This window comes from Terriglobus albidus, from assembly GCF_025685425.1.
GTDB lineage: Bacteria > Acidobacteriota > Terriglobia > Terriglobales > Acidobacteriaceae > Terriglobus > Terriglobus albidus.
On record NZ_JAGTAS010000056.1, the window covers coordinates 174,744 to 201,169 of the forward strand.

Genomic DNA, 26,426 nt, shown 5'->3' on the forward strand with positions numbered 1-26,426 from the left:
GCCCAGCCACAAAGGATATGTGGCAGGGCTTTGGAGGATTGTTAGAACAAAAATCGCCCGGACACCTGGAGTGCCCTGGGATTGTTCAGCTGGGTTGTGATGTTGCCAAAGAGAGTATTGCCAACGGATGTGTTCGGATTACCGAACTGCACGCGGTTGAAGACGTTGAATGCCTCCACGCGGAATCTGAATTTCACATTCTCGTTGATGGAGAGGTCCTTGTAGACAGACATATCCCAGTTGGCCTGGCCCGGGCCGCGCAGCGTGCTATCCGTTCGCGATTCGTTGCCGTATTGGAAGCGATTGAAGACGTATGGGTTACTGACACTCTGCTGCACAAAACAGGCCGTATTGAAGTAGGTCGTCTTTGCCGCAGTTCCTCCCAGGCGGTCATACGCTGATCCGCTGGTCGTCTTGGTCCCATTGCAACCGTTAGCGCTAGGGACGTACATCGGACGCATTGATCCCAGGAACGCGTAGGTTGAGAGCGTATTGGTGGCATTTGTGAGAGCGAGCGGAAGTCCCTTCTGGAAGGTGGTAATGCCCTCCACGCCCCATCCGCCAAGCAGTCCGTTGCCGATTCCGTTGAGGTTAGATAGGAACCGTTGGCCTTTTCCGATTGGCAGCGGATAGACATAACTGACTACGAGACGCTGGCGGGCGTCGAAGCTCGACAGCGCGTATTCGCCTGCGAGATTGTTGTAGTCCGAGTAGCCTGCCGTTCCGGTTGCGTCCAGCCATGAGGTGAGGTACTCGGCGTTGGTCAGCAGCTTGGAGAAGGTGTACGACCCGAGCAGTTGCCCGCCACTGGCCATGCGCTTCTGCAGTTTCACCTCCAGCGAATGATAGTTGCTGAGGCCGGCATAGTGACCGCTGTTGCTGATGCTGCCGTAATGCGGGAATGGGCGTAGCAACTGATTCCTGGTTATGGTGGCATTCTTCAACGTTCCCTGGGTGATGGTCGGGTAGAAGGGATTGGCCACCTTCGCGTTCAGGAAGCAGTTTCCGATATTGCCTGAGGAACAGTCGGGATCTGCAGCCGCCTGCGCCACAACGCTGTCTGGCAACGGGTTGATGGGGATGCTGATCGGCAGATTCTCGCCACGCAGGCCGGCATACGCTGTTGTCAGAGCGATACCAAGCGGGAACTGATGCTCGACAGAGAGGTTCCACTGGTATGTGTAGCCGTTTGGTTCATCGGCGTAGAGGGCCTGAGCATTGCCGCCCAGCAGCACCTGCTGGTAGTTCGGGTTCCGGTGCGGCGGGCTCTGCAGGCCGCCCGGATATGGATTGTCCAGCGTGTCATACGGCGTCTGCTGGCCGTCAACTGTATTGACCATCAGGTTGTTCAGGAAGTTGACGCCCGCCTGCAGCGGTGCGCTGGGAAACTGCAGGTCCGCCGGGACAAAGAACTTGCCGAATGCTGCCCAGATGACGTTGTTGTTGTTGACGCGATAAGCAACGCCGATGCGCGGCGCCCAATCGGTCCAGTTCTCGTTGTAGACGCCGGCCGCGGGGTGCTGCGGCGAGCTCACCAGGTCGTAGGCTCCCGGTCTGTTCACGACGGGGTTGATCTCAGTGGGATTGAAGGTGTTGGCCCAACCGCGCCGCGAGCGGAAGGTGCCCGGCACTTCGTAGCGCAGCCCGAGGGTTGCGGTCAGCTTATTGGTGATCTGCCAGGTGTCCTGGGCAAAGTAGCCCTGGTAGTAGAGGGTCTGATAGGTGGGCGGCGCAATCTGCACTGTCTGTGCGGTACTGGTCGAGACATATCCCAACTCGAAGGAGGCGAGCGGGTTTCCGGTCGCTCCCGGCGATCCCGTGCTCTGCGAGGTAAAGATATTGTCGAAAGTAAAGATGCCGCCCGGATTATTGTTCTGGAAGTAGTTCATCTCCAGCCGGCGCAGATCAATGCCGAACTTGAACGTGTGCCGGTTCCATATCCGTTGATAGGTCGATGCGATTGAGTAGTTGTTGTTGATCGAGAAGATGTATCCCGCGGAGCCCTCGTAATAACTGATGGGGCCTCCAGTACTAATCATCGGCACCGAGGTGGACTTCGGCAGGTTATTCAGCGAGCCGAAATTCATATAGGAAGGCCAGCCGAAGGCCTTGGATTCGTCGATGCCAAAGTTGGTTGGAATACGGTTGTAGTTCCACCGCAGATAGCCGAGGCGCACATCGGCCACCGACTTGGGGCTGAAGACGTACGTGTCGCCGAAGACGATCTGTTTGGTGGTAAAGACCTCCGGCGCCAGAGCAATGTAGTACAGGTTATTGTTGGGGAAGGGCTGGGGGTCGATGTTCTTCGAGCTCCATGCGGTGTAGCGCTCAAACATCGTCTGTTTGGAGCTGAGGTTCTGATCGCCGCGGATCGTGTACTGGTCATTGTTACCGCCGGCGGTGGCCAGGCGCGAAAAGTTGTTCACCGGGCCCTGGGCGGTCGGTGTTCCTGGCACATTCGGTTCCCCGTAGATGGGAAATGCGATCAGGTTTTTGGCAACCCCGCTCATCCTGCTCGGAGGAATGACGTTCGGGGTGCCGTTGTAGGAGAACTGTTGCCGTGTCGGAGCTGTCCCGGCGTTCTGGGCCGCTGTACAAGGTGGATTCACTGTGCCGTTTCTCAGCGTAACTCCGCATGTCGTCAGCGGATCGTAGATTGGAGCACTGATGCCGGAGAAATCACCTTTCAACTCCGCCAGCGTAGGAACTGTGACATTAACCAGTTGGCCGTTGGTCTGGCGGTAGCCCTGGTAAGCGCCGAAGAAGAAGAGCTTATTCTTCATCAGCGGTCCGCCAATATTGGCACCGAACTGGTTCTGGTGCCATGCCTGCTTGCCGGAGTTATTTCTCTTCGCGAAAAAGCTGTTGGCGTTGAGCGCCGTATTACGCAGGTACTCATACGCCGTTCCGTGGAAGGCGTTGGTGCCGGACTTGGTGCTCATGTTGATCACGCCGCCGGTGTACTTGCCGAACTCAGCGGTGTTGTTGTGCACCTGGACATTGAATTCCTGGATGCTGTCCTGGTCCATTACCAGTTCGACGGCATTGCCATAGGACGTATTCACTGAGACACCGTCCACCAGGACCGATCCCTGGTTGGAGTTGCCGCCGCCGATCTGGTAGTTGCCGGCCGCGAACACATTTTGTCCGCTCAGGTTCATGTTGGACGCACCTTGCGGCACAACGCCCGGCACCAACGCCACAAGTGCCAGCACGTTGCGGCCGTTGAGAGGAAGATCGCGTACAGCGGTGCCTCCGATCACTTGGCCGAGCGATGCGCTGTCAGTCTGCATGATGGGCGGCGCATCGCTCACCGTCACTGTCTGGTTCTGGTCGCCGACGGACATAGCGACGTCGACGCGCGCTACCTGGTCGACAACCACCTCAATGGGGCTGCGCGAGAAATGTTTAAAGCCGGGGGCTTCGATATCGACTGTGTATTCACCGCGTTTCAGCGAGAGCACCTGGTAGTTGCCTTGGCCATCACTGGTGACGCTGCGCTTATCACCTGTGGCAATATCGGTGACAGTGATGGCCGCATTCGGAAGCACGGCCCCTGACTGATCGCTTACCGTCCCAACGATCGAGCCGAAGATATTTTGAGCGTTTGCTGAAATTGCGGAAGCGCCTGCAAACACGAGGGCAACCGCAAGTATCCGCAATACTGCTTTTGAAATCCGCATTGTAGCCTCCAGTAATTCGTACAGTGCTATCTGCGACCTGAGATATTGCATAATACGCAAAGACTATGTCGCGCTACACAATAGTGGTTGGCACTGTAGGCCGACCGCGGAGCGATTGTCAACGTTGAAGTAAACGTTCTATCGAGAAAATTTCGACCACCGTGCTTTTCGCCTGGCAAGGCGGCGCCCAAGTGGGCGGACCACTTTGAGTTCCGCAGAGGTCACTGGCGTACCGCTGCTACTACTCACCGTAAGAAAATATTCAAGTAAACGTTTCTTCAGAACCTTTGACCAGCATGCTTTCAGTTCCCGCTCAAGTGGGCGGACCACCTTTAGTTGCAACGGGGAAGTCACTGGGGTACCGCCGCTACCACTCACTCGTAGTTCGCATTTCCAGGCCACATCTGACCGCGGCAGCCCACGAAAATGGGCCTTGACTTTGACTTCCGCAGCTTCCTCACTTGTCCGGTCGATGCTGACCCGAACGGTGCATGCCGGCAGCCGCAAAGCATAGAGACCCTGATAGTCTGCCGTGCATGGGCAGCGCATTGAGAGGACCCGACTCCGCGGGACCGGACGGCGGACGATCGCGATACCGCTGGTGGATTCTTGCCACAGGATCGGTAGCTCTACTCGGGGCCGGCGCCATCTGGTATACGTGGACGCCCATTCCTCGATCGCCACAGTCAGACCTTCGTAGGGCGGGTTATGTCGATTCCTCTGCCTGTAGCGAGTGTCATGCCAATATTGCGAAGACTTACCGGCTCGCGGGGATGGCGCGCAGCTTTCACCGGCCGAGTGAACAGACCGTAATCGAGGATTTCAAGCGCGCGAATCGGTTTGTCCACGACGCCACCGGGCTGACCTACACGATGATCGATCGCGATGGGAAGTTCTACATGCGGCGCTCTGCAATCGGCCTCGACGGCAAGGAAGCAGACGTTCTGGAGGAGCAGATCGACTATGTTGTCGGTTCCGGAAACCATGCGCGCGCTTACCTGCACCGGACCGAGCAGGGAAGGCTGGTGGAATTGCCGGTCAACTGGTATCTGGAGAAGGGCGGATCCTGGAACATGAGTCCGGGGTTCGACCAGCCCGACCAGCCGGACATGCACGGCGCCGTGAGTTCGGAGTGCATCTTCTGCCACACGGCGTATCCGCTGGCAGAGGATCGAAAAACACAGGACGACGAAGAGGTGTTTCCGGCAACGCTGCCGGAGGGGATCGACTGCCAACGCTGCCATGGGCCGGGGGCGGCACATATCGCTGCAGCGCGTGCCAAGGCCAGCGACGATCGGATATCCGAGACCATTGTCAATCCGAACAAGCTAAGTCGTGAACGACAGCTTGAGGTCTGCATGCAGTGCCATCTGGAGACGAGTGCGCGCCATATACCAAATTCCATACGTAACTATGGTCGCGATCTGAATTCCTATCAGCCGGGTAAGCCGCTGGCGGATTACAAAACTTATTTCGAGCGATCGAAGGACGCCAACGACTTTGGCTTCGAGACAGCCCATGCGTCGTACCAGCTTCCCCAGTCCATGTGCTTTCAAAAGTCACAGATGACCTGCCTGACCTGCCATGATCCGCACGATATTCCACGCGGAGAGGCAGCGACGCGTTCTTATGTCGAGGTTTGCCAGAGCTGCCACACCTCAACGGTAGACCTGGCGAAGGACGCTGCTCACAAAGGCGTGGTGATAAAGGCGGGGAGCAATTGTCTTACATGCCACATGCCGAAGCGACGGCCAGAAACTTCCGTCCATGTGGTGCTGACGGATCATTGGATCCAGCGCCGCCTTCCGCCGGGCGACCTGCAGGCGCCGATTCCGGAGAAGGCATTCTTGCCGGACCACACCAAGGTTGGGATTTACTATCCAAAGCCGGCGACGCAGAGTGACGCCGCTCTCTATCTTGCAGTTGCTCAGGTGAATGATGCCGGGGTCGACGGAATTGGAAACTTGCGTGCCATCTTAGATCGCGAACATCCCAAATGGCCTGAGCCGTATGTGACGCTGGGCAAGGCTTACGCTAAGGCTGGGCAGACGGATGCCGCGGTGAAGGCGTTTCAACAGGCGCTTGATCGGCGCGCGGAGGACCACGACGCACTCGAAGGAATGGCCAATGTCCTGCTCGCTGCTGATCGCAAAGACGAAGCTATCGCGATGCTCGAGCGCGGCGCGAGACGATACGCCAATGATGATCGTTTTCTACTGAAGCTCGGCAATACATATCTCAGAGAGGGCAAAATCCCGGAAGCACAGGCCGCCTTGCATAAGACTCTCGCCGTCAATCCTGAAAATGTGGAGGCTCGCAACCTTCTGGGGCTCTGCGGCGTTCGGTCCGGCGACACGCAGGATGCCGAGCAGAACTTCCGCGAAGCAATTCGCCTTGAACCGCTTCTGCCGGAGCCGCACAACAATCTCGCAACCCTGCTGGTAAATAGAAACGAGTTTCGCGAGGCTGAGTTCCAGTTCCGTCGTGCTCTTGCTCTCAGACCCCGATATGCCGAAGCACACCACGGGCTGGGATTGCTCCTCGTCTTGACGAAGCGGGCGAATGAGGCGGGAGCCGAGTTAGAGGACGCCGCAGCGGAAGCGCCAGATAGCGCGCAGATTTGGGTTGATCTCGGTGACCTGCGCAGCGCGCAGAGACGCAGCACTGACGCGGCTGCCGCGTATGAGAGGGCGCTGTCGATCAATCCTTCGCAGCAGGATGCCAATCTTGCACTAGGGCTCATCCTGCTGCAGCAAGGGAAACGCAACGACGCTGTACTTCACCTGACCGCGGCGGCACAAGGGGCCGATCCCGATATCGGGCATCAGGCACAGAGCATCCTCGCCCAGATGGGGCGCTAACTCATCAAGAGGGTGACCGGGGACCGCAGGACAGGTTGGAAGCCTGATCAGTTCAGCAACTTCCGCGAATCAAGGCAGTTGCCATACCCATAAAACAGAGGTCGGTTCAGGGCGCATGTATTCTGCCGATGCTCGAACCGCGCTGCTGCCGATCAGGCCAGGATTGCCGGCGATCATAGCGATGTACTGCTTGCCATCGACCATGTAGGTGATCGGGAAGGCGTTGGGCACATCCTGAACGCGTGTCTCCCAAAGCACCTTTCCATCGCGGTCATCGAAGGCACGGAAATAGCGGTCGGCAGAAGCGGAGAACAGCAGGCCGCCCGCGGTCGTGAGCTTGGCCGATGACTGCATCACGTGAGATTTGATGTCCATCGTGAATTCTTTACTCTTCAGATCGAGACCGACCATGCGATCCGGCAAATCTCCGCCCTTCCCGGTACAGACATCATTGATGGAGAGATAGTAGCGATTGGTGTTCGGATCGTAAGAGCCGGCCAGATAGTTGCGGGCGCCATTGTTGCTCGGGCAGCGGCGCACTCCCTGGGGAAGCACAGGAGGAAGCAGCGTCTTGGTGCCGGTCTTTGGGTCGAAGGTGAAGATGTTCTGTGCGCCGGGATCGCGTCCGAAGAGCCATTGGCCGGTTGCGGCATCCACTGCCTCGATTACACCGGGCTTGCCGGCCGTGAGCACCGCCTTGCGCTGCCGCCCCTGCCACTCTACAGGAACAATGATCCGTTCGAAGGCATAGTCCTGGTCATAGGTATCGTTGGGCAGGTACTGGTGATACCAGACCAGCTTGCCTGTGTCCGGATTGAGGGCCAGTGTGGACTCGATGTAGAGCGAGTCGCCATGGGTGCCGCCACCCGCGGGGTTGTAGGTGCCTCTGTCGATCGACGACCAGGGGAAGGGCGAGCCGACGCCCACATAGAGCAGATTGAGTTCGTGGTCGTAGCTGGGCGGTATCCAGACCGATCCTCCCCATCGCTTGTCAGCAGGCACGTTGTTCCAGGTCTCGTCGCCCGGCTCGCCAAGCTGCGCAATGGTGTTGAAACGCCACAACTCCTTGCCGTTGTCGAGGCTGTATGCAGCGACAAAGCAGCCTGAGTTGCCGGGCGCACAGCCACTGGCGCCCATGATGACCTTGTTGTTGACCACTAAAGGACCGCCGTTATAAACGCGGTGGCTCTTGACGTAATCGTCTGTCGCAACGTCCCAGACCACCTTGCCCGTCTTTGTGTCGAGGGCAATGATGTGCATGTCCGTCGTCGGAAAAATGAGCTTGTCGCCGCCAAGGGCGAGGGCCCGCTTGGTCCTGTAGAAGACATCGCGGTGGTATGAGGCGGGAATGTCGTGATGAAACTGCCAGAGGAGGTTCCCGTTGCGCGCATCGAGCGCCTGCACCGTCTCCCCGTAGTTCCAGACGTAGAGGATACCGTCGTGCACCAGCGGCGTGAATTCGGTAAAGCCGGTGGAGTTCAGGCCCCAGGTCCATGCCACCTTCAGGTCCTTCACGTTGTCACGATTGATTTGGTTGAGCGGACTGTAGCCCCAGGCGTTGTAGGTGCGACGCCACATCAGCCAGTCATTGGGAGATGGATCGCGTAGCATCGCATCGGTGACGGGAGTGACCCGATCGAGTGGAGAGCTAAGCTCCTTCAGGTGCATCTGCGCAGCCGCATCGAGTCCCAATCCTAAGCGGTCGGTGATGGTCAGAATTTCACGAGGGCCGTTGCTGCCGTAACGGCCGCCAACCTGGTCCGGCACGCCCATTACCGCCGGTGCACTTGGGTTAGACTTCCCGCTGAGGACCTCGCCGATGGCAGCAGGCGAGCCGGCGGTCAGTGCCTGAGGCCGCGCCGGCGCCCCATTGCGCTGGAGGATAAACGCCAGTACGGCAAGGGCATCTTCACGGCTAAGCGATCCGGGGCTCGTCAGGGGCATGGTTTCGGAGATAGTTCCAAATAGCTCCGCAACCGTCCTCGATTGCCACTGCGACTGGAAGGTATTGCCAGACAGGGCCTGTGCGTTGAATGAGCCCTGTAGATTCTCGCCATGGCAGGCGGCGCACTTCCTGCTAAAGACGGCGGTTCCATGTTCAATCTGCGCTGTGCCGGTAACGGGGGTGGCCTGCGCCGGCGCGGCTACCTGACCCGTTGCGGCAATTCCGTAAATCAAAAATCCCATTCCGCAGATCGACGCGGTAAGAGTCCGCATTTCCAGCCTCCTTCTTGGGCGATGCTCTATCGCCTGAACTTTGTGGCGACCAATCCTAGCAAGTAAACGCTTACTTTGGGAGCTTTGATCGGCGATCGGTGGGTTTGCGACAGGTATGACCGGTTCGCTGCAGGTATATAGTGCTGTGGTCGAGTTCGGGTCCATCTTTGGTGATGCGAAACAGATGCGATGGAGACGCAGAGCGCTCCGCGTATCGCATATCAGCGAACTCGCGGCCGGATATAAAACCATTCGCAGTATCACGACCGTAATCGATGTTGATGCCAGGAGGAGTATCCATGATCCGTTACACTCCCGCGCTCCTGCTGATGTGGCCTTTCGTCCTGGCAGGCGCAGCGGCCACCCACGCGGCCGATCCGTCCATGTCGTCGGCGCTGCCGCCGGCCAATCCGCTCGAGGCCAGAATTACAAACGGCATCGTCACGGCGAAGCTCTATCTGCCCAGCGCAGACAAAGGCTACTACCGCTCGACGCGTTTCGACTGGTCTGGAGCCATCTATAGCCTCATCTACAAAGGGCACGAGTACTACGGACCGTGGTACGACAAGATCGATCCCAGTGTCATCAACTGGGTCCACCGCGATGGATTGGTTGTGTCCGGGCCGTGCAGCGCGCTCATGGGGCCGGCGAATGAATTCCAGAAGCCGCTAGGGTTCGACGATGCCAAGCCCGGGGGCACCTTCATCAAGATCGGTGTCGGCGTGCTGCGCAAGGAGGACGGCCCTTACAACAGCTATAAGCCATACCCTGTGCTTAACCCGGGAAAGTGGACGATCCGCAAGTCGCGCAATCAGATCGTCTTTACGCAGGAGCTCTCTGACCCGGGCTCCGGTTATGGCTACATCTACCGCAAGACGGTGCGTCTGGAAAAAGGCAAGCCAGAGCTGACCATTGAACATAGCCTCAAGAACACCGGCAAACTCGTCATTGACTCCAATGTCTACAATCACAATTTTGTTGTGCTCGACCGTCAGGCGCCCGGCCCGGACTTCACCTTCCGCGTGCCGTTCTCGATTCACATTGCGCCTCCGGCGCCCGGTGGTGCTCCGCGCGTCAACAACTTCACTGTGGTGCGCGACAATCAGATCGTCTACCTCAAGCCGCTCTCTGGTACAGACGAAGCGGTAGTTCCTATTCAGGGCTTCGGTGATTCCGCCAGGGACAATGAGGTCGTGATGGAGAACAAGAGAGTTGGCGCGGGCCTGAAGATCTCGAACGACCGCCCGCTCAGCCGCGAGCTCCTGTGGTCCATTCGCACAGTCCTCGCCGTTGAGCCGTACATTGCCATCAACGTCCAGCCCGGCAACGAGTTCACCTGGACAGACACAATCGACTACTACACAATGACCGGGACTCAGTAGACCTGGTTCATTCCAGGTCCATATGAGGACGTTCGATCTGTGGAGTACGTTTGACTGATCGCATCTCGTCTCGGAAGCGCCTGCAGATACGAGGGCGACTGCAAGCATCCCCAATGTTGCTTTTGAAATCCGCATCGTAGCCCTCCGGTTATTCGCATAGTGCAATGTGCGACCTGGGAAATGTTGCGTAATACGCAAAAACAATCGCGTGTTATACAATTTTGCCCCGAAGCGGTTGTCACGTTTAAGTAAACGTTTTTTCGAAACTTTTGATCGGTGACAAGGCCGCTGGAGTGTCCGCTAAGGAAAGTTCAATATGTGGAAGCTGGTCGGCTTTACAGCAGTCGTAACAATCTTTGGCATGGTCTTCTTAGCTCCTTCTGCGAAGGCAAACAGGAACTTCGTACCGGACTGGACCTTCCAGGGATCATCGTTGGCGCAGTTCCGCACGCTTGGCGACGTCGACTGGCATGCAGAGAACGGGGAGATTGTGGGGGTTCCGCGCAGTCCGGCGGGCGGCTGGCTCATTCTGGATAGATCACTTCAAGACACACAGTTCGCTGCAACCTTCCGCTGCACCGGCGGCTGCAAGGCGGGAGTGCTGTTGCGCACGCAGACGACGGCGGACGGAATTCATGGCGCATACGTGGCACTGCCGGATGGGCAAAACCCCGCAGGTAGCTTTGACTTGAAGCTTGATACGCAAGGGCGCGAACTTTCACGCGAGCCGCTCAAACCTGCAGGTGGCATGGTGCGTGTCATGGCTCCTCCCGCGGCGCCGCGCACTTCGCCTCCGGCGACATCAGCTCGGCCGGGCGGCGGTCCAATGCGTTTTCCCGGCAACGGTCTTCCGCCAGGTTCCCCCTACACGCGGCCGGACTACTCCTACCATGTTGGTGAATGGACGCCCTTGGAGATCATTCTCGATGCCAACATCATGCGTGTGTGGCTGCACGATGGACCTGAGAGTGGGACGACCAACGGCGAGGCCGATGACGATGTAGCGTCCTTCGGCCCGGTGGCGTTCTACGTTGGCGGCACTGGGGAGATACGTTTCAAAGACGTAGAGCTGAAGGACCTGGGACGGCGTGTTTTGCCTGACGAGCAAATCTCCAACCGATTCCGGATGCAGCACATCAATGACTTCTATTATGGGTGGTCGGCGACGGCCGCCGATGTCAACCACGACGGCGTTCTCGATATCATCTCCGGTCCTTTCTATTATCTCGGTCCTGATTACAAGGTCTCCCGCGAGATCTTTCTCAGCAAGACGTCCGATGTGACCTCGCAACTTACACCTAACATGGTGAATTTTGCTTATGACTACACCGGCGACGGTTGGCCGGACCTGCTGGTCTCGAAAGGCAGGTCCATGTCGCTCTATGTGAATCCGAAGGGTGAGCTGCGACGATGGGACCGTTATGATGTACTGCCCGCCGTATGGGGCGAGATCGTCGCCTTCAAGGATGTCAACGGAGACGGTATACCCGATGCCGTCTACGTTGGCGGCGGTTACGTGTGCTGGGCCACTCCCGATCCCAAAAATCCGACGGCGCCCTGGATCGTGCACAAGATCTCTGAGGAAGGCTACAACGTCCCTGCGCAGCACGGCATCGGCGTGGGAGACATCAACGGCGACGGCCGTATGGATATCGTCTCTCCGCATGGCTGGTGGGAACAGCCTCAATCCGGAATGCCGGACAAACCTTGGCCCTATCATCCCGCGGAGTTGGGGCGCTGGCCGCGCGCCGGAGGCAGCGTAGGCGGGGCGGAGATGGCTGTATGTGACGTCAATGGAGACGGGCTCAACGACGTCGTCACCAGCCTGGAGGCACATGGGTGGGGCATCGCCTGGTTCGAACAAAAGCGCGACAAAAGCGGCACGATCTCTTTTGTCGAGCACATGATCATAGACGACTACTCCACTAAGAACGCCGGCGATGTAACGTTCTCCGAGCCGCATGGAGCAACATTCGCAGATGTGGACGGTGATGGCATTCCCGATTTCATTGTGGGGAAACGCGTTTTTTCGCACCAGGAGAGCTATACCGATCCAGACCCGTTTGGGCCGGCGGTGCTGTACTGGTTCCGCACGACGCGCAATCCGAAGGCCCCCGGAGGGGCCGAGTTTAAGCCTGAACTGATTCACAACCGGTCTGGCGCCGGGTCTACGATTCTGGCGGCCGATCTGAATCACGATGGCGCTGTCGATATCGTTACGTCGACCAATCGAGGGACCTTTATCTTCTGGGGTAAGCCGAAAGCAAGGAAGTAAGTTCGGCTTGCCGCATTCGTTTCAGGATGGGGAGAGAGTATATGTTGTGCTTTGGCTGCTTTCTTAGAGGATTCGCTGGGACCGTCATCATTGCAGCCGTTGGCGCAAATGCACAGCAGTCTACGATCGGCTGGACAGACTATCTGGGCGGTCCGGACAGCTCGCACTTTTCTCCTTTGAAGCAGATAACGCCGGCCAACATCAGCAAGCTTGAAATGGTATGGAACTTTCCGGCAGGCGATGGCAACTACACCTTCAGTCCATTAGTAGTGGATAACATCGCGTACGTTGCTGCGCACCAAGGTGCGCTGGTCGCTTTGGATGCCACGACTGGCAAAGAGATCTGGTCGCATCCATTCGCCGGTGGTGGTGTACGCGCCGGCATTGGTGGCCAGCGTGGCTTGAACTATTGGGAGAGCAAAGATCGCAAAGATCGTCGAATCTTCGTCACCACAAACGGCTTCCTTTATTGCATTGACGCGATAAACGGCAAGGATATCGACTCGTTCGCCGACCATGGGCGGCTGGACCTGAAAACAGGTATCGATCGCACGCCGGTCTCTCTCGGTTCCAGAACCCCGGGAAGGACATTCGAAAATCTGATCATCCTTGGTAGCTTTCCTGGCGAAGGCTACCTCGCGCCTCCCGGCGATATTCGTGCATTCGACATTCACACGGGTAAGTTGGTCTGGATCTTCCACACTATCCCACGCCCTGGCGAGATGGGCTACGAAACATGGCCGAAGGATGGGTACAAATACCTGGGCGGTGTAGACGTGTGGGGTGAGTTCACCATAGACGTGAAGCGCGGCATCGTCTACTTCCCGGTCTCATCGACGAAGTATGAGTTATATGGAGGTGACCGGCATGGGAATAATTTATTCGCGGATAGCCTGTTGGCTCTCGACGCGCGTACCGGCAAGTATCTGTGGCACTTCCAGACCGTTCATCACGATGTGTGGGATTACGATCCCAACCAGGCGCCGCAATTAGTCACGGTCCGTCATAACGGCAAGATGGTCGACGTCGTCGCTCTTGCTTCGAAGAACGGCTTCCTCTATGTCTTTGACCGCGTCACGGGCAAGCCTCTCTGGCCAATCGTCGAGCACCCAGTGCCCCAGTCCGATCTGCCCGGCGAGCAGACATCGCCTACGCAGCCCTTTCCCACTGTAGTGCCGCCGTTTGCTCGTCAGAGTATGACTGTAAATGACCTATACACCGGTTTTATGACGCCCGAAGAGGCGGTCTGGTGGAAGGACAGAATCTCCAGGGCAAGGGGCGGTTTATTCACCCCGCCCAGCGATAAGTACGAGACCATTCAGATTCCCAGCGTCACTGGTGGAGCGGCGTTCTTCGGTAGCGGTGCGGATGCAGCTAAGGGCATGGTCTTTATCGAGACCCGAAACCTGCCTTCCATTCTCAAGATGGTGCCGGCGGGGGAGTCGACCTCCGCCAACAACGGTGGCCTGATCCCGGGAAGGATTGCCTCGGCTACGCCCCGGCCGACTCCAACCTTAGCCGGAGGAGCAGTCATGCAGGCACGGCTGGGCCGAACCATCTATGAGCAGACCTGCCTGATCTGCCATGGTCCGGATCTGAAAGGAGACCGCGGCCCCGCGCTCGACACCGTTGTTAGCAGGCTCGGTCCGGAAGGAGTGAGCACCATCATCACTCACGGACGAGGCTCAATGCCGGCGTTTTCTTCTATTCCCGCGCAGGGTATTACCGACGTGGTCACGTTCCTGAATCAGCCGGATCTGGCGCCGCCCGGAACGGGGATCGGCGGGAATGCCTTCACGGAACGCATCGAACCCGAGTATCCCGCTGACCTGAATCCGAAGCCACAACGGTACAAGACGGGGTACGGGCAAGAGGGGTACATCATCAAGCCGCCCTGGAGCACGATCACTGCCTACGATCTGAACACCGGCAAAATCGCATGGCAGACACCTTATGGCGATATGCCACAGGCAGGTCCAAGTGATCAACTGCGCGGCAATATCTTTCCCAAGAGCGGATTTGTTGTACTCGCATCCGGACTAATCGTCTTCGTGGATAACCAGGGAGTGCTCTACGCACTTGACCAGAAGAGCGGCAAGGTCATCTTCAGCAAAATGGTGCCCAATGGCGGAGTGGGTGTTCCGGCTGTGTATGAGGTGAATGGGCGCGAGTACATCTTGTTCGCACTTACTGCAGGCCCTGCATTTTCGCAGGGGCTCAGGATGGCTCCTGGTGGAGTCAATCCGCCCGCAGGACCGAAAAGCTACGTCGCCTTCGCGCTCTCTCAATAAGAGGATGCCTTAGTCCCATTACGTGTATAGGCGGCTCCTCGGGGAGCGCCTCAACAAAGCGATAGGAGTTTTCTCAATGAATCCGCTACGACTGTTGTCTCAAGAGAAGCACATGGTATGCGAGCAGATGAAACACGCCTCGCTTCTTGCCCTGCTCCTCCTCACTGGAACATCTGCCGCTTTCGCCGATAACTCTCGCCTTCCGGACGGTACTGAATTCCCAGTATGGGAGAAGCCGCTTCACTTCACGAAGACCTACTACGTTGACGCAAACGCCAGGAATGCAACCGACAGTGGCCCAGGTACAAAGGAGCATCCGTTCCGTACCATCGACCATGCAGCACAGGTGCTGCAGCCGAGTGAACAGGTCATCATCGCCAGCGGAGTGTACCGCGAGGCGATCCGCCCGGCGCGGGGAGGCACAAGTCCCGACGCGATGATCAGTTACGAGGCGGCGCCGGGCGCGGATGTCGTTGTATCAGGCGCGGTCGTGACGGCAGGATGGCAGCCCAGCGAGGGCTGGAACATCGGCCCGGACCGGGAGACGAATCAGCCTGTGAAGGCATACCAGCTTCACCTTGATCCCAAGATGTTCCCGCTTGGGTATAACCCGTTCGCTCTCGACAACGTGACTGACGACCGCTACTGGATCAACTACGCCAAGGACAATATGTGGAACTACTTCCGGCGGCGGGGGCTGGTCTTTGTGGATGGCAAGCCGCTGGAGCAGGTGGAATCGCCATCGGCTCTCGCGGGGCTTTCGCCGCGCTCGCTGAGTTTCTTCAGCGACATCCGCTGGACACCGTTGTTCCAGGAGTTTTCGCCCTATGCCGGGAAAGTGTGGGTCGAATCAGACGGACTGACATTGCATATCCGGCTGGCAAATGACGATGATCCGGCGAAGCACGTGATCGAGATCACGAACGAGGAGTCGGTCTTCTCTCCTGCAAAGCCGTACCAGTCATATATCCGGGTGAAGGGCATCAAGTTTCGGTATGCCGGAAACAGTTACCCAAACCCTCAGCGAGGGCTGGTCTCGACCAATCACGGCAATCACTTCATCTTTGAAGACAATTCTTTCGAGTGGGCCAATAGTGTGGGGCTCGATATTGGTGACGTTGACTGGGCAGCGGCGCGGCCGCCGCAGCCAGTTGGTTTCGACGTTATCCGTCACAATGTCTTCCGGTACTGCGGAATCGAGGGGCTTGGTGGAACGGGCGGCCCACAGAATGTGCTGGTGGAGAAGAATCTCTTTGAGTGGATTGGCTGGCAGGATGCCGCCCGAATGTCGGAGTCCGGCGGGACAAAGATGCATCGGACCCGGAATCTGCTGTTCCGAAATAACGTGGTACGGCACATCCGGCATGCCAACGGCATCTGGCTGGATATCGGCAACACAAATGATCGGCTTACGGGGAACGTCTTCGCAGACATCCCCGGCGATGTGAATCCACACGCTATTCACATCGAGGGCAGCGACGCGCTGAACGAGATTGATAATAATATCTTCGACCACCTCACCGGCGGAGTTCTGATCCGCGACACGAACCATGTCATCATCGCGTACAACCTGTTCGTGGACTGCGCCAAGGTGTGCATCGATACTGCGTCAGGCCTCGGCGCACCGCGTCCAATCAATGGCCACACGAACGACGTACACGATCTGAGAGTCTTCGGAAATGTGTTCTCGGGCATCGGCCAGTCGGCTATCGAGTTCAACAATCCACGTAACACTGCGGACGGAAACGTCTACGGCTTCGCGCCGGGCCGACGGGCGGGAATGCAGCCCTACCTGCGTGTGAAATTCCCGGATCCGCCGGAGTGGGACAACCTGGAGTCCTGGCGCGATCAGCACGATTGGGACAAGACGGGAACTACGGCGGAGGTCGCAGCGACATTCAACCCTGATGCTCTTGAGATGAGCGTGGCGGTGAAGGGCGATGTGAAAGCTCTACCGGTGTACGGCGGAATCGATGTGGACTTCTACGGCCACCCAATCACTGAGACAAACCGGATGCCGGGACCCTTCGCTGATCTAACGGCTACTGCAGGTTCACGAACCATCGACCCACGCTAAATCCATTGTGGAGGGTGAGCCTTTCATCACTGACCGAGTTACGTTGACGTAAGTATTGTTTTGACGCTGTAAATCTGAATAAGTCGGCTGTTCGGCCGTATTCTCTGAAACGCTTACGGTCGCCACAACAGATTCAAGAACTGAGAAAGGTGGAACAATGGCAAATCTCTCCAGAAGATCAATGCTGAAGCACGGCGGCCTGGCACTGGGTTCTTTGGGAACGTTTTCTCTACCGGCGCTCTCACAGGCTATCCAGGCGAGCAGCTCTCCCTTCAAACGTCCCAGGCTCAAGATCACCGATGTTCGTACGGCACAGGTCAGTGTGCATGGGCCGCAGACGCATGTCCGCATTTACACCGATGCGGGACTGATCGGTCAGGGAGAATCGACTGACGCTGCCGTTGGGTCTGCTGCGCTGATTCGGAGCTTCCGCCGCGGCCTGGTAGGGCAGGATCCGCTGAACGTTGAAGCACTTTGGGAGAGGATTCGTACCTCCGGAGTGTTCGCCGGCGCGCAGGGCGGCCAATACACTACGGCTCTTACCGGAGTTGAGATCGCGCTTTGGGACCTGGCCGGCAAGGCGCTGGGTTTGCCGGTTTACCAACTGCTCGGTGGGAAGTTCCGCGATAAGGTTCGTATCTATTGTGACTCCGGACGGGACGATGTCCTCACCCCCGAGTCGGAGAAGAAGATTGACTGGATCAAGTCACAGGGCTTCACCGCGATGAAGGTCGATCTTGATGACGCCGCCGACCCAAATCGTTTCGACCGCGTCAACTGGACAGCGAACAATGCCGAGATCGATCGCATGGTGAAGTGGGTCGAGCACGTCAAGGGCATCATTCCCGCAAGCATGGACTTCGCATGCGATATGCATGGGCGTTACGATGCGCCGACCGGGAAGAAGGTCGCGAAGGTATTGGAGCCCTTCCGTTTGCTCTGGCTGGAAGAGCCCGTTCCGCCTGAAGATATCGATGCGTTGGTGGATATTCGGCACTCGACAACCACGCCTATCTGCGTTGGCGAGAACATCTACATGCGCTGGGGATACAAAGAGATCTTTGAGAAGCGTGCGGCGGACATCATCATGCCCGACATCCAGAAGACAGGCGGTCTGGCCGAAGCAAAAAAGATCGCCGACATGTCTCACGCTTACGAGATCCCCTTCGCTCCGCACTGTGTTGTTTCGCCCATCGGCCAGATGGCTTCGGCGCACGTCTGCGCCTCTATCCCCAACTTCCTTGTCTGTGAGTGGCACTGGATCGACAACCTGGACACCTGGAAGAGCTTCGTCCAGGAAGGCGAGATCATTCAGAAGGGATACATCACCGTCACTGACAAGCCAGGTCTGGGGGTCGAGATGAATGAAGAAGCAGCGAAGAAGGTACAGATCCCCAACACGCCATGGTTCGAACCGGGTATGTAGAGCATTTTCCCTGTTGCTGGGTACCCCGGAAGAGGAGTGAATCGGCGTTTTCATTGCGGAAAACGCCCATAAATGCAGAATCCCTATGCTACACCTACAGGAAAAATGCTCTAGCCCAAGGAGTAATGAATCGCATGTGTGCAATAAAAAAAATGATAAGCGGCGCATCTCTGGTGTTTTGCGTTCTAATCGCGGCAGGGCCTGCCGTTAAAGCACAGGAAGGCTTCTTCACTCCGGAAGAGGTCATCAAGTACACGCCGGAATGGAAAGGGGAGCGCTTTCCTGACGGACGTCCCAAGGTGCCCGACGGCATCCTGGACCGTATGAAGAACGTGACTCTGGAAGAGGCCTGGGCTACGCTTCGCTCGGCCAACTTCAATCACGAGTATGAGGACGGTTGGTTTGTCATTCACCCCGACCGAGTGCTGGTAGGAAGAGCTTTGACTGCCATGTGGATGCCCGGTCGGCCAGACATCCAGAAGGTGATCGAAGAAGACCAGAAGGGCAAGCGCAAGGGCGCCATGAACGCCTGGCCTGTCGATATGCTTCAACCGCGAGACGTCTATGTTGCCGATCACTTTGGATTGAAAGTGGACGGGCCGTCAATCGGCGATAACGTCGGCAATGCCATCTATGCGCGCTCTGGAAACGGGATCGTCTACGACGGCGCCGTTCGCGATATCAATGGGCTGAACGAGCTCCCTAACTTTGACTCGTTTGTCCGTTCGTATGATCCGTCTCATCACTTCGGAAGCCTCGCTACGGGCGCTCGCCTCAACTCCACCATGGTCAGCATCAACGGTCCGGTGCGTATTGGCCATGCGCTTGCCATGCCAGGTGATGTGGTTCTCGGCCGCAATGGTGGGGTTCTATTCATTCCCCCGCAGTTGGCGGAGAGAGTCGTAAAGGATTCAGAACGTACACGCTTGCGGGACACGTTCGGACATCAACGTCTGAATGAAAAGAAATACACTGCGGGTCAGATCGATACCCGATGGACGCCCGAGATCGAGCAGGACTATCGCGCGTGGCTGAAACAAAACGAAGACCATTTGCCCGTCGCCAGACAGCAGATTGAGGAGATTCTGAAAGAGTCGCCCCCTCCTAACCAGTGAGGGGGACGTTTTCCGCCGTAAGTGCTCTATGGCGTATGCTGATCTGAGCAACCAACCGATAGAAGCGAAATGATGCAATCAAAGCTCTCACGACGAAAGATGCTTCAGGGAATCGGTGGCCTCGGGTTCACGGCCACGACTCCCAACGTGTTCGCCACGCAAGCAGCGGCGACGCAGGTTCCATTGCTCAATCCTGCCCCGTCGCCTGTGGCCCGGCAGGTGACACCATTCGCGCTGAACGATGTGGAGCTAATGCCCGGGCCATTCTTTCAGGCACGGCTTCGTTGCCAGCAATATCTATTGTCACTTGAACCAGATCGCATGCTCCATACCTTCCGCGTGAATGCTGGTTTGCCGCCGAAGGCAGAGGTGTATGGCGGCTGGGAATCGAATTCAACGTGGGCCGACATCCACTGCCAGGGCCATACGCTGGGTCATTACCTCTCCGGCTGTGCGCTGATGTATGGCGCTACGCAAGATGCTCGTTTCAAGCAGCGGACGGATTACATCGTCTCCGAGTTACGCGACTGCCAGACTGCCAGTAAATCCGGTCTGATCACAGCGTTCCCTGAAGGCAACTCCCTGATGGAAACCGTCCTAAGTGAAGGGAAGTACACCGGGGTTCCCTGGTACACCCTTCATAAGATCTACGCCGGTCTGCGCGATGCCTGCCTCTATACGAACAACCCCACGGCAAGGGAAGTGCTGGTCCGATTCTGCGACTGGGCCCTCACCGCGACCTCTCCGCTCACTGACGCGCAGTTTCAAAAGATGCTCGAAAGTGAGCACGGGGGCATGAACGAGGTGCTTGCCGACGCCTACGCTATGACCGGTGACGAGCGGTATCTCTCACTTGCGAACCGCTTCTGCCACCAGAGCATCCTCATCCCTCTCGCCATGAAGCGTGACTATCTCGACGGTCTCCATGCCAATACACAAATCCCGAAGATCATCGGCTTCCGCAGGCTCTACCAGGAGACAGGGCAGAAGGACTATCAAGTCGCATCCGAATTCTTCTGGAAGACGGTTGTGAACACGCGTTCCTTCGTGAACGGAAACCACGGCGACAACGAGCACTTCTTTCCGCCGGCACAGTTCAGTGAGCATGTTTTCTCAGCGAAAGCCTCCGAGACCTGCTGTGAATACAACATGCTCAAGCTGACGAAGATGTTGTTTGAAGATAATCCCTCCGCGGCTTATGCGGACTTCTACGAGCGTGCTCTCTACAACAACATCCTTGCATCGCAAGACCCGGACACAGGAATGGTGACCTACTTCCAGGGGAACCGTCCGGGATATATGAAGCTCTATTGCACTCCCGTTGATTCGTTCTGGTGCTGCACAGGTTCAGGCATGGAGAATCATGCGAAGTACAATGAGTCCATATACTTCAAGAGTGCGGATGCGGTATACATCAACCTCTTCATCCCTTCCACGGTTCGCCTGCGGCCAGGAGTATCGCTTGCACAGACGGCGCAATTTCCCGAGCAAGCCAGCACTAAGCTGCAGTGGAAGACAGACGCACCGATTCATTTCAAGATGAAAATACGGCATCCTTACTGGTGTAAGAGCGTCACGGTCAAGATCAACGGCAAGACGGTTCTCACGTCAAAAGACGCAAGCTCCTATATGGAGCTGGACCGCGAGTGGCACAACGGGGACGTGGTAGAGGTCGATCTTCCAATGCACCTGCGAGCAGTCGCGCTACCCGGTGAGGAGCGGATAGTTGCTTTTGTGTACGGCCCTGTTCTCCTGGCAGGAGCGCTGGGCCGCGAGGGTATCTCCACGGGCAGTGATCTGAATGTTAATGAGAGGCTCTACGGCAGTGTCCTCAATATGCCTTTCACGCCACCAACCTTATCAGGGGACCCGCACGATCTTGTGAGACAAGCAAAGCCTGCTGGAGAGGCGCTCCACTTCGACATCCCCGCGAGTGGATCTGATACGAAGGTCCGTCTTAAGCCTTACTACAAGATCGCGCACGAGAGATACGCAACCTACTGGAAGCTCTCCCCGGAAATTTCAGCGGTATAGGTTACGCTCTCCAGGTGATCGATTTGAGTTTGTAGGGCAGGGTGCTGGCCGTTTCGGAGTCCGTCGCCTCGCGCCTCATCGCATCTCGCGAGAGCTCGGGCTGATGGAGTGCAGCGGAACTCGCGGCTCAGAGCGGTATCCAGCACCACCGTAGCGAATTTTCGATTCGCCGATCAAGAGGAGCTGTGATTCAGCTCAGATAAGGATTTTTCGATTGCAACTGTTAGCTGGTTATTTTCCGTGGGCGTTTTGATCGCGACACGGAAATGCCCTTCAGATAAACCTTCATAGTCGGCGCAGGACCGTAGCACCACCCGGTGTTCCGTAATCATGAGCTGCCAAAAGGCAAAGGCATCAATCTCGGGTGGGATACGAAAGAGAAGGAAGTTTGCCGCTGCGGGATAAATAGGAAGCGACAGTCGTCTCAGGTTTCGCTCAAGCGTTCTCCTTCGTTCGAGATTGTTTGATCGAGTGCGTAATGCATAAGGGTGGTCGTCGAGAGCTGCGATGACTGCTCGCGAAGCGAGCGTCGTGATTGGCCAGGGCGGGAGGGCTTCGCTTATCGACGTCGCCAGCGATGGATGTGCAACTGCATAAGCGACGCGCAGCCCCGGAATGCCATGGAACTTCGTCACCGAACGGAAGACGATGAGGTTCGCTGATCGTTGCGCTTTTGCTGTGAGGGAGAGTTCAGGTACGTAGTCGATGAACGCCTCGTCGAGCAGGATATAAATGTTTCTTTTAGAGGCTTCTTCAACGAGCCTTTCGAAAAATGACGGGTGCTGGCAGATGCCCGAAGGGTTTTGCGGATTCGCCAGCAGAATGGCATCGCACCCCCGGTCAAGCATCCTGTTTACGTCGTATTCAAAAGATCTTTCTGCAGATGCAACCTCTATCTCAATCTCGACTCCCAGACGTTCGAGCGTCCTCCTGTATTCCACGAACGCAGGCACGACAAGCAGGCAGCGGCGTATCGAGAACGCACGTAGGGCGGCTTCGAGAAGTGGTACAAAACCATTCGCGACGATGATGTTGCCAGGTAAAACCTCTGAGTAGTTTGCGATGGCCTCTTTGAGATTCGTCGAGTCGAGGTCTGGATAAGCGGTGATTGTTTCGATCTCTTCGAGGCTTGCTCGCAAGGCGGACAGGACAGATGCAGGAGGGCCATCCGGATTAATGTTGGCGCTGAAATCGAGAAGGCAGGATACGGGAATGCCGAACCTGTTCGAGATTGATTGGAGCTGACCACCATGTTGTGGATAGTGCCCTGAACTATGCATTAATCGCGTCTCCTGGGCTTTCGAAGGGCCGTGATGAATAGGCCAAGGCCAAGACCAATGACGGTTGCGACCGATACGATGCGGATGGCCTGGACTACTTTTCTTGAATCGGGGGCAGCAAACTCGTCACCGATCCGTTGCCCCCGAATCAGTTCCCCTGCATAGGTGTTATCGCCGCCGAGAGCGACATGCAGCGCTCCCGCCATCGCGCTTTCCGGTTGGCCTGCATTGGGACTCTTGTGCTTTGTGTTGTCGCGCCGCCATGTGTCCCATGCGGACGATGCTTCCGCACCCTTTACAAGTTGCGCGGCTCCAATAATGCTAAGAGCGCAAAGTCTTGATGGGAGAAAGTTCGCTGCGTCATCGCAACGGGCCGCGAATTTACCAAAGTAGAAGTAGCGATCATCGGCATGACCGATCATGGAATCGAGCGTATTGATGGACTTGTAGGCCATGGCGAGCGGTACACCACCAAGAGCCATATAAAAGAGCGGCGCCATAATGCCATCGGATGCGCTCTCTGCAACCGTTTCAATGACGGCGCGGCTGATCTCCTCGGGGTTCAGATGCTCGGTGTCACGGCCTACAATCCTTGACAGCCGCTTACGTGCAAGGGGGAGATTATTTGCATCGAGAGCCTGCGTGACTGCTCTCGCCTCCTGCTCGAGGTTGCGCGCTGCGAGACAGGTCCAGCCCAGAAGCAACTCCACAACTTCTCCTAGTCGTGCGGAGCGCCGACGGACTATGCGAGGGAGGGCCGCGGTAAGCCAATAGGTCGATCCAACGATCGCGATGGTGAGCACCGCACCGTTGATCAGCTCGGAACGAGCTGACTGATCTCGACAGCGCAGGGCTGCCTCTCCACGTGAGATCGCGGAACCGATCAGCCTGACCGGATGGGGAAACCACTCAGGGTCTCCTGCGAGTTGGTCAGCCAGATACGTCGAGATGAGGAGAGTCGCACGGTTCAATGCTGCTCCTTTTTATGCAGCTCTTCACGATATGCGAGACCGGTAAGATCAAAGATCTTCGTCAAATCAATTGAGTCTCGCACGGTAGCTGCGAGGCGGTTGAGAGATTGCTCTCGTCGCTGCTTCCAGTTTTCGAGCTTTTGCGGAGCAGAAAGATGACAAAACTTTCGAGCCGCTGCGAGAAATGAATGACGGAAATCATCTGCGTCGAAGATGCCATGGAGATAAGTTCCAAATACATTGCCTCTGTCCGTTATGCAGCCATCGAGAAAAGGGTTGTCGCCGCGTTCGTTAGCCAGGCGCGCAAATGGAGCCGCTCCATCGAGATACTCAGTCTCGCCGATGTGAATCTCATAGCCACTCACACTTGTTGAAGTGACGGGCTGCCCGAAGAGAGAAGGCGTGAGTAAATGACCATAACTAATACGGGTCATTTTGTTAGGCTGCATACTCGTGCGTATGGCGAGCAGCCCGAGACCGTTGATGGTGGATGCGCTCTCCATCTTGAGAGGGTCAGCTATTTCTGTGCCAAGGATCTGCATGCCGCCGCATATTCCGACAATCAAGCATGTATCGGCGTAGCTCAATATGGCAGTGTCGATATTCTGGGAGCGCATCCAAAGGAGATCGTCGGCAGTCTGTTTGCTGCCGGGAATGATGATAACGTCGGCACCGCCGAGTTGATCGGGCGTTCTGCAGAACTGCAGAGATACACAAGGTTCTGCGTTCAGCGCGTCGAAGTCAGTGAAGTTTGAAAAAGATGGTAAAGCTATCACGGCGATTCTCAAACGCCTCGACGGATCGTTGGATGGTTGCCACGATAGGTTCGGCTGGGAATCAAGATCGGGAAGCCCCAGGCTATCTTCCTCGTCAAGCGAGAGCCCGGGGATATATGGCACGACACCGATGCAGGGCTTGCCAAGGCGATCCTCAATCATGCGAATACCGGGCTCCAGTAGTTTCACATCGCCACGAAATCTATTGATGATAAATCCGGCGATTCGAGCGCGTTCATGGAACTCGAGCAGTTCAACGGTGCCGAGGAGCGATGCAAAGACGCCGCCGCGATCGATGTCTCCAATCAGGATGCATGACGCATCTGCGAACTCGGCCATGCGCATGTTAACGATGTCCTGAGACTTGAGATTGATCTCGGCGGGGGATCCCGCTCCCTCGAGGACGATGACATCGTTCTGCGAGGCGAGTGTCTGATAGCTCTCGCACACAAGCGGAAACAGTTCGCTGACCCTTCGCAGGTGATAGTCAGCAGCAGAGAGATTGCCCCATATCTTGCCATGGACAACAATCTGCGAGGTCATACTGCCGCTTGGCTTGAGCAGGATGGGATTCATGTGGACGGATGGCAGGATGCAAGCGGCCTCAGCCTGGAGCGCCTGGGCGCGGCCTATCTCGAGTCCCTCGTGTGTCACCGCAGAGTTGAGAGACATGTTCTGTGACTTGAAGGGCGCTACACGATAGCCTTCCTGGGCAAAGATGCGGCAAAGCGCCGCGGTGAGCAGTGACTTGCCGACATGCGAGCTGGTTCCCAGCAGCATAATGGAACGTGCTGTCATGGCCGACTCTCTGCATGATAGAAATCGTAGAAGACCGTGGTCTCCAGGGGAACGCGCTTCTCCCATCCAGCGCGCTGCAGGTCAGGCTCAGTTCCGAATTCCTCAACGTAGCCAACGCAGAGATAGGCGACTGGAAGAATGTGTTCGGGGATGCGGAGTACCGCCCGCAGGCGTGCGGGATCAAGGATACTAACCCAGCCAACTCCTATGCCTTCAGCACGCGCCGCAAGCCACAGGTTCTGTATCGCGCAAACCGTCGAGTAAGCAGCGGTCTCGGGCATGCTGAGACGGCCGAGGCCGTGACCCCGTTGGCTATGTGTGTCGCAGACAACGCAGATATTCTGTGGAGCTTCGAGAATGCCCTCAAGCTTCAGGGAATCGTATTGCTCCTTCCTGTCACCCTCATAGAGTTCTCGTGCCTGCGCGTTTGCATCCTTGAAAATGTCGTAAACGGCCCGGCGAGTGGTGTCATTTCGGATCACAATGAAGCGCGACGGCTGCATCAATCCAACCGAAGGCGCATTGTGAGCCGCGGAGAGCAGCCTCTTGAGTATCTCGTCGGGTAGGGGACGGCTGGTGAATCCACGCCGGACGTCTCTGCGCAGGGCGATAGCTCGATAGATAGCCAGACGATCGGCATCGCTGAAAGGTTGATCTGCCGACATCACCAGGCTCTCGACCATCTGGGACCGCCTTTTGACTCGGGACGGAGCCGCGACTCGACACCAGCCAACACTTCGATCCTCCGGCCGAAGAGCCAGATAACATCCGATAGCCGGTTGAGGTACGGCAGGATGGTCGGTTGAACGATTCCACCGTTTTCGACGAATCGGACGGCAGCACGTTCGGCTCGACGGCAGACGGTTCGGGCGACCTCGTAGGCTGCAGATTGAGTGTGAGCCCCGGGTAGTGACCAATCAGAAAGAATACCTTCCGTAGCTTCGATCTGATGTACGAGACCAGTGAGCATATCGACGTCTTCCTGGCTGATCACAGGTGGTTGCTTTTTGCTCTCCGGTGGTGTCGCGAGTGCGGAGCCTACCCGGAAGAGCGTGCGCTGAATCGCTTCGGTCCAGTCTGCGATCTCCTTCTGTTGACAGATGCTGCGAGCGAATCCGAGAGCGCAGTTCAGTTCGTCGACCGTGCCGTAGGCCTCAACACGAAGGTCTGCCTTAGAGACGCGAATACCACCGGCCAGGCCAGTCTCTCCTCCGTCACCACGTTTGGTTGCGATGCTCAT

The 26,426-nt window shown here is 57.1% G+C and carries 15 protein-coding genes; 8 read left to right on the forward strand and 7 right to left on the reverse strand.

Annotated elements, in window-relative coordinates:
* Positions 1–41 precede the first annotated feature (41 nt).
* Positions 42–3,683 carry a TonB-dependent receptor gene (locus tag OHL21_RS15360; RefSeq protein ID WP_263418160.1) on the reverse strand — a complete coding sequence of 1,214 codons (3,642 nt, stop codon included), beginning with the start codon at positions 3,681–3,683 and terminating at the stop codon, positions 42–44.
* Positions 3,684–4,219: 536 nt separating this feature from the next.
* Here OHL21_RS15360 and OHL21_RS15365 point away from each other — a divergent pair.
* Entirely contained in the window at positions 4,220–6,544 is a 2,325-nt protein-coding gene (locus OHL21_RS15365) for a tetratricopeptide repeat protein (RefSeq protein WP_263418161.1), read from the forward strand.
* A gap of 69 nt (positions 6,545–6,613) precedes the next feature.
* On the opposite strand, the gene OHL21_RS15370 is transcribed toward OHL21_RS15365, so the two are convergent.
* Positions 6,614–8,761: an outer membrane protein assembly factor BamB family protein gene (locus tag OHL21_RS15370; RefSeq protein ID WP_263418162.1), complete on the reverse strand. Its 2,148-nt coding sequence runs from the start codon at positions 8,759–8,761 to the stop codon at positions 6,614–6,616.
* A gap of 299 nt (positions 8,762–9,060) precedes the next feature.
* Between OHL21_RS15370 and OHL21_RS15375 the strand changes: the two genes are divergently transcribed.
* From OHL21_RS15375 to OHL21_RS15405, 7 genes are all read left to right on the forward strand, one after another.
* The gene (locus OHL21_RS15375; protein WP_263418163.1) at positions 9,061–10,143 is read left to right on the forward strand and encodes a hypothetical protein; all 1,083 of its coding nucleotides are present in this window, start codon (positions 9,061–9,063) and stop codon (positions 10,141–10,143) included.
* Between the two features lie 316 nt (positions 10,144–10,459).
* Positions 10,460–12,418, forward strand: coding sequence for an FG-GAP-like repeat-containing protein (locus OHL21_RS15380; RefSeq protein ID WP_263418164.1), 1,959 nt, complete (start codon positions 10,460–10,462; stop codon positions 12,416–12,418).
* A gap of 41 nt (positions 12,419–12,459) precedes the next feature.
* Positions 12,460–14,709, forward strand: a complete 2,250-nt coding sequence (locus OHL21_RS15385; protein WP_263418165.1) for an outer membrane protein assembly factor BamB family protein — start codon at positions 12,460–12,462, stop codon at positions 14,707–14,709.
* 76 nt (positions 14,710–14,785) lie between these two features.
* Positions 14,786–16,786, forward strand: a complete 2,001-nt coding sequence (locus OHL21_RS15390; protein WP_263418166.1) for a right-handed parallel beta-helix repeat-containing protein — start codon at positions 14,786–14,788, stop codon at positions 16,784–16,786.
* Positions 16,787–16,967: 181 nt separating this feature from the next.
* Positions 16,968–18,212: a mandelate racemase/muconate lactonizing enzyme family protein gene (locus OHL21_RS15395; protein ID WP_263418167.1), complete on the forward strand. Its 1,245-nt coding sequence runs from the start codon at positions 16,968–16,970 to the stop codon at positions 18,210–18,212.
* A 173-nt stretch (positions 18,213–18,385) separates the two neighbouring features.
* A complete protein-coding gene (locus OHL21_RS15400) occupies positions 18,386–19,327 on the forward strand; it encodes an RraA family protein (RefSeq protein WP_263418168.1) in 942 nt (313 codons plus the stop codon).
* 69 nt (positions 19,328–19,396) lie between these two features.
* Complete coding sequence (locus tag OHL21_RS15405) at positions 19,397–21,361, forward strand: glycoside hydrolase family 127 protein (protein WP_263418169.1); 1,965 nt, start codon at positions 19,397–19,399, stop codon at positions 21,359–21,361.
* 173 nt (positions 21,362–21,534) lie between these two features.
* On the opposite strand, the gene OHL21_RS15410 is transcribed toward OHL21_RS15405, so the two are convergent.
* Genes OHL21_RS15410 through OHL21_RS15430 form a run of 5 tightly spaced genes read right to left on the reverse strand, consistent with a single transcriptional unit; the run spans position 21,535 to position 26,426 of the window.
* Positions 21,535–22,641 carry a pyridoxal phosphate-dependent aminotransferase gene (locus tag OHL21_RS15410; RefSeq protein ID WP_263418170.1) on the reverse strand — a complete coding sequence of 369 codons (1,107 nt, stop codon included), beginning with the start codon at positions 22,639–22,641 and terminating at the stop codon, positions 21,535–21,537.
* A complete protein-coding gene (cbiB, locus tag OHL21_RS15415) occupies positions 22,641–23,612 on the reverse strand; it encodes an adenosylcobinamide-phosphate synthase CbiB (protein ID WP_263418171.1) in 972 nt (323 codons plus the stop codon). The genes OHL21_RS15410 and cbiB overlap by 1 nt, the downstream gene beginning before the upstream one ends.
* The gene (locus OHL21_RS15420) at positions 23,609–25,186 is read right to left on the reverse strand and encodes a cobyric acid synthase (protein WP_263418172.1); all 1,578 of its coding nucleotides are present in this window, start codon (positions 25,184–25,186) and stop codon (positions 23,609–23,611) included. Before OHL21_RS15420 ends, cbiB begins: the two co-directional genes overlap by 4 nt.
* Positions 25,183–25,869: a 5,6-dimethylbenzimidazole synthase gene (gene bluB / locus OHL21_RS15425; protein ID WP_263418173.1), complete on the reverse strand. Its 687-nt coding sequence runs from the start codon at positions 25,867–25,869 to the stop codon at positions 25,183–25,185. Before bluB ends, OHL21_RS15420 begins: the two co-directional genes overlap by 4 nt.
* Positions 25,851–26,426 carry a cob(I)yrinic acid a,c-diamide adenosyltransferase gene (locus tag OHL21_RS15430; RefSeq protein WP_263418174.1) on the reverse strand — a complete coding sequence of 192 codons (576 nt, stop codon included), beginning with the start codon at positions 26,424–26,426 and terminating at the stop codon, positions 25,851–25,853. The genes bluB and OHL21_RS15430 overlap by 19 nt, the downstream gene beginning before the upstream one ends.

What these genes read in the sequence shown, in the direction of transcription:
- OHL21_RS15360 (WP_263418160.1), bottom strand. Translation starts at nt 3,683, where the DNA reads ATGCGGATTTCAAAAGCAGTATTGCGGATACTTGCGGTTGCCCTCGTG.
- OHL21_RS15365 (WP_263418161.1), top strand. Translation starts at nt 4,220, where the DNA reads ATGGGCAGCGCATTGAGAGGACCCGACTCCGCGGGACCGGACGGCGGA.
- OHL21_RS15370 (WP_263418162.1), bottom strand. Translation starts at nt 8,761, where the DNA reads ATGCGGACTCTTACCGCGTCGATCTGCGGAATGGGATTTTTGATTTAC.
- OHL21_RS15375 (WP_263418163.1), top strand. Translation starts at nt 9,061, where the DNA reads ATGATCCGTTACACTCCCGCGCTCCTGCTGATGTGGCCTTTCGTCCTG.
- OHL21_RS15380 (WP_263418164.1), top strand. Translation starts at nt 10,460, where the DNA reads ATGTGGAAGCTGGTCGGCTTTACAGCAGTCGTAACAATCTTTGGCATG.
- OHL21_RS15385 (WP_263418165.1), top strand. Translation starts at nt 12,460, where the DNA reads ATGTTGTGCTTTGGCTGCTTTCTTAGAGGATTCGCTGGGACCGTCATC.
- OHL21_RS15390 (WP_263418166.1), top strand. Translation starts at nt 14,786, where the DNA reads ATGAATCCGCTACGACTGTTGTCTCAAGAGAAGCACATGGTATGCGAG.
- OHL21_RS15395 (WP_263418167.1), top strand. Translation starts at nt 16,968, where the DNA reads ATGCTGAAGCACGGCGGCCTGGCACTGGGTTCTTTGGGAACGTTTTCT.
- OHL21_RS15405 (WP_263418169.1), top strand. Translation starts at nt 19,397, where the DNA reads ATGATGCAATCAAAGCTCTCACGACGAAAGATGCTTCAGGGAATCGGT.
- OHL21_RS15410 (WP_263418170.1), bottom strand. Translation starts at nt 22,641, where the DNA reads ATGCATAGTTCAGGGCACTATCCACAACATGGTGGTCAGCTCCAATCA.
- OHL21_RS15420 (WP_263418172.1), bottom strand. Translation starts at nt 25,186, where the DNA reads ATGACAGCACGTTCCATTATGCTGCTGGGAACCAGCTCGCATGTCGGC.
- bluB (WP_263418173.1), bottom strand. Translation starts at nt 25,869, where the DNA reads ATGGTCGAGAGCCTGGTGATGTCGGCAGATCAACCTTTCAGCGATGCC.
- OHL21_RS15430 (WP_263418174.1), bottom strand. Translation starts at nt 26,426, where the DNA reads ATGAGCATCGCAACCAAACGTGGTGACGGAGGAGAGACTGGCCTGGCC.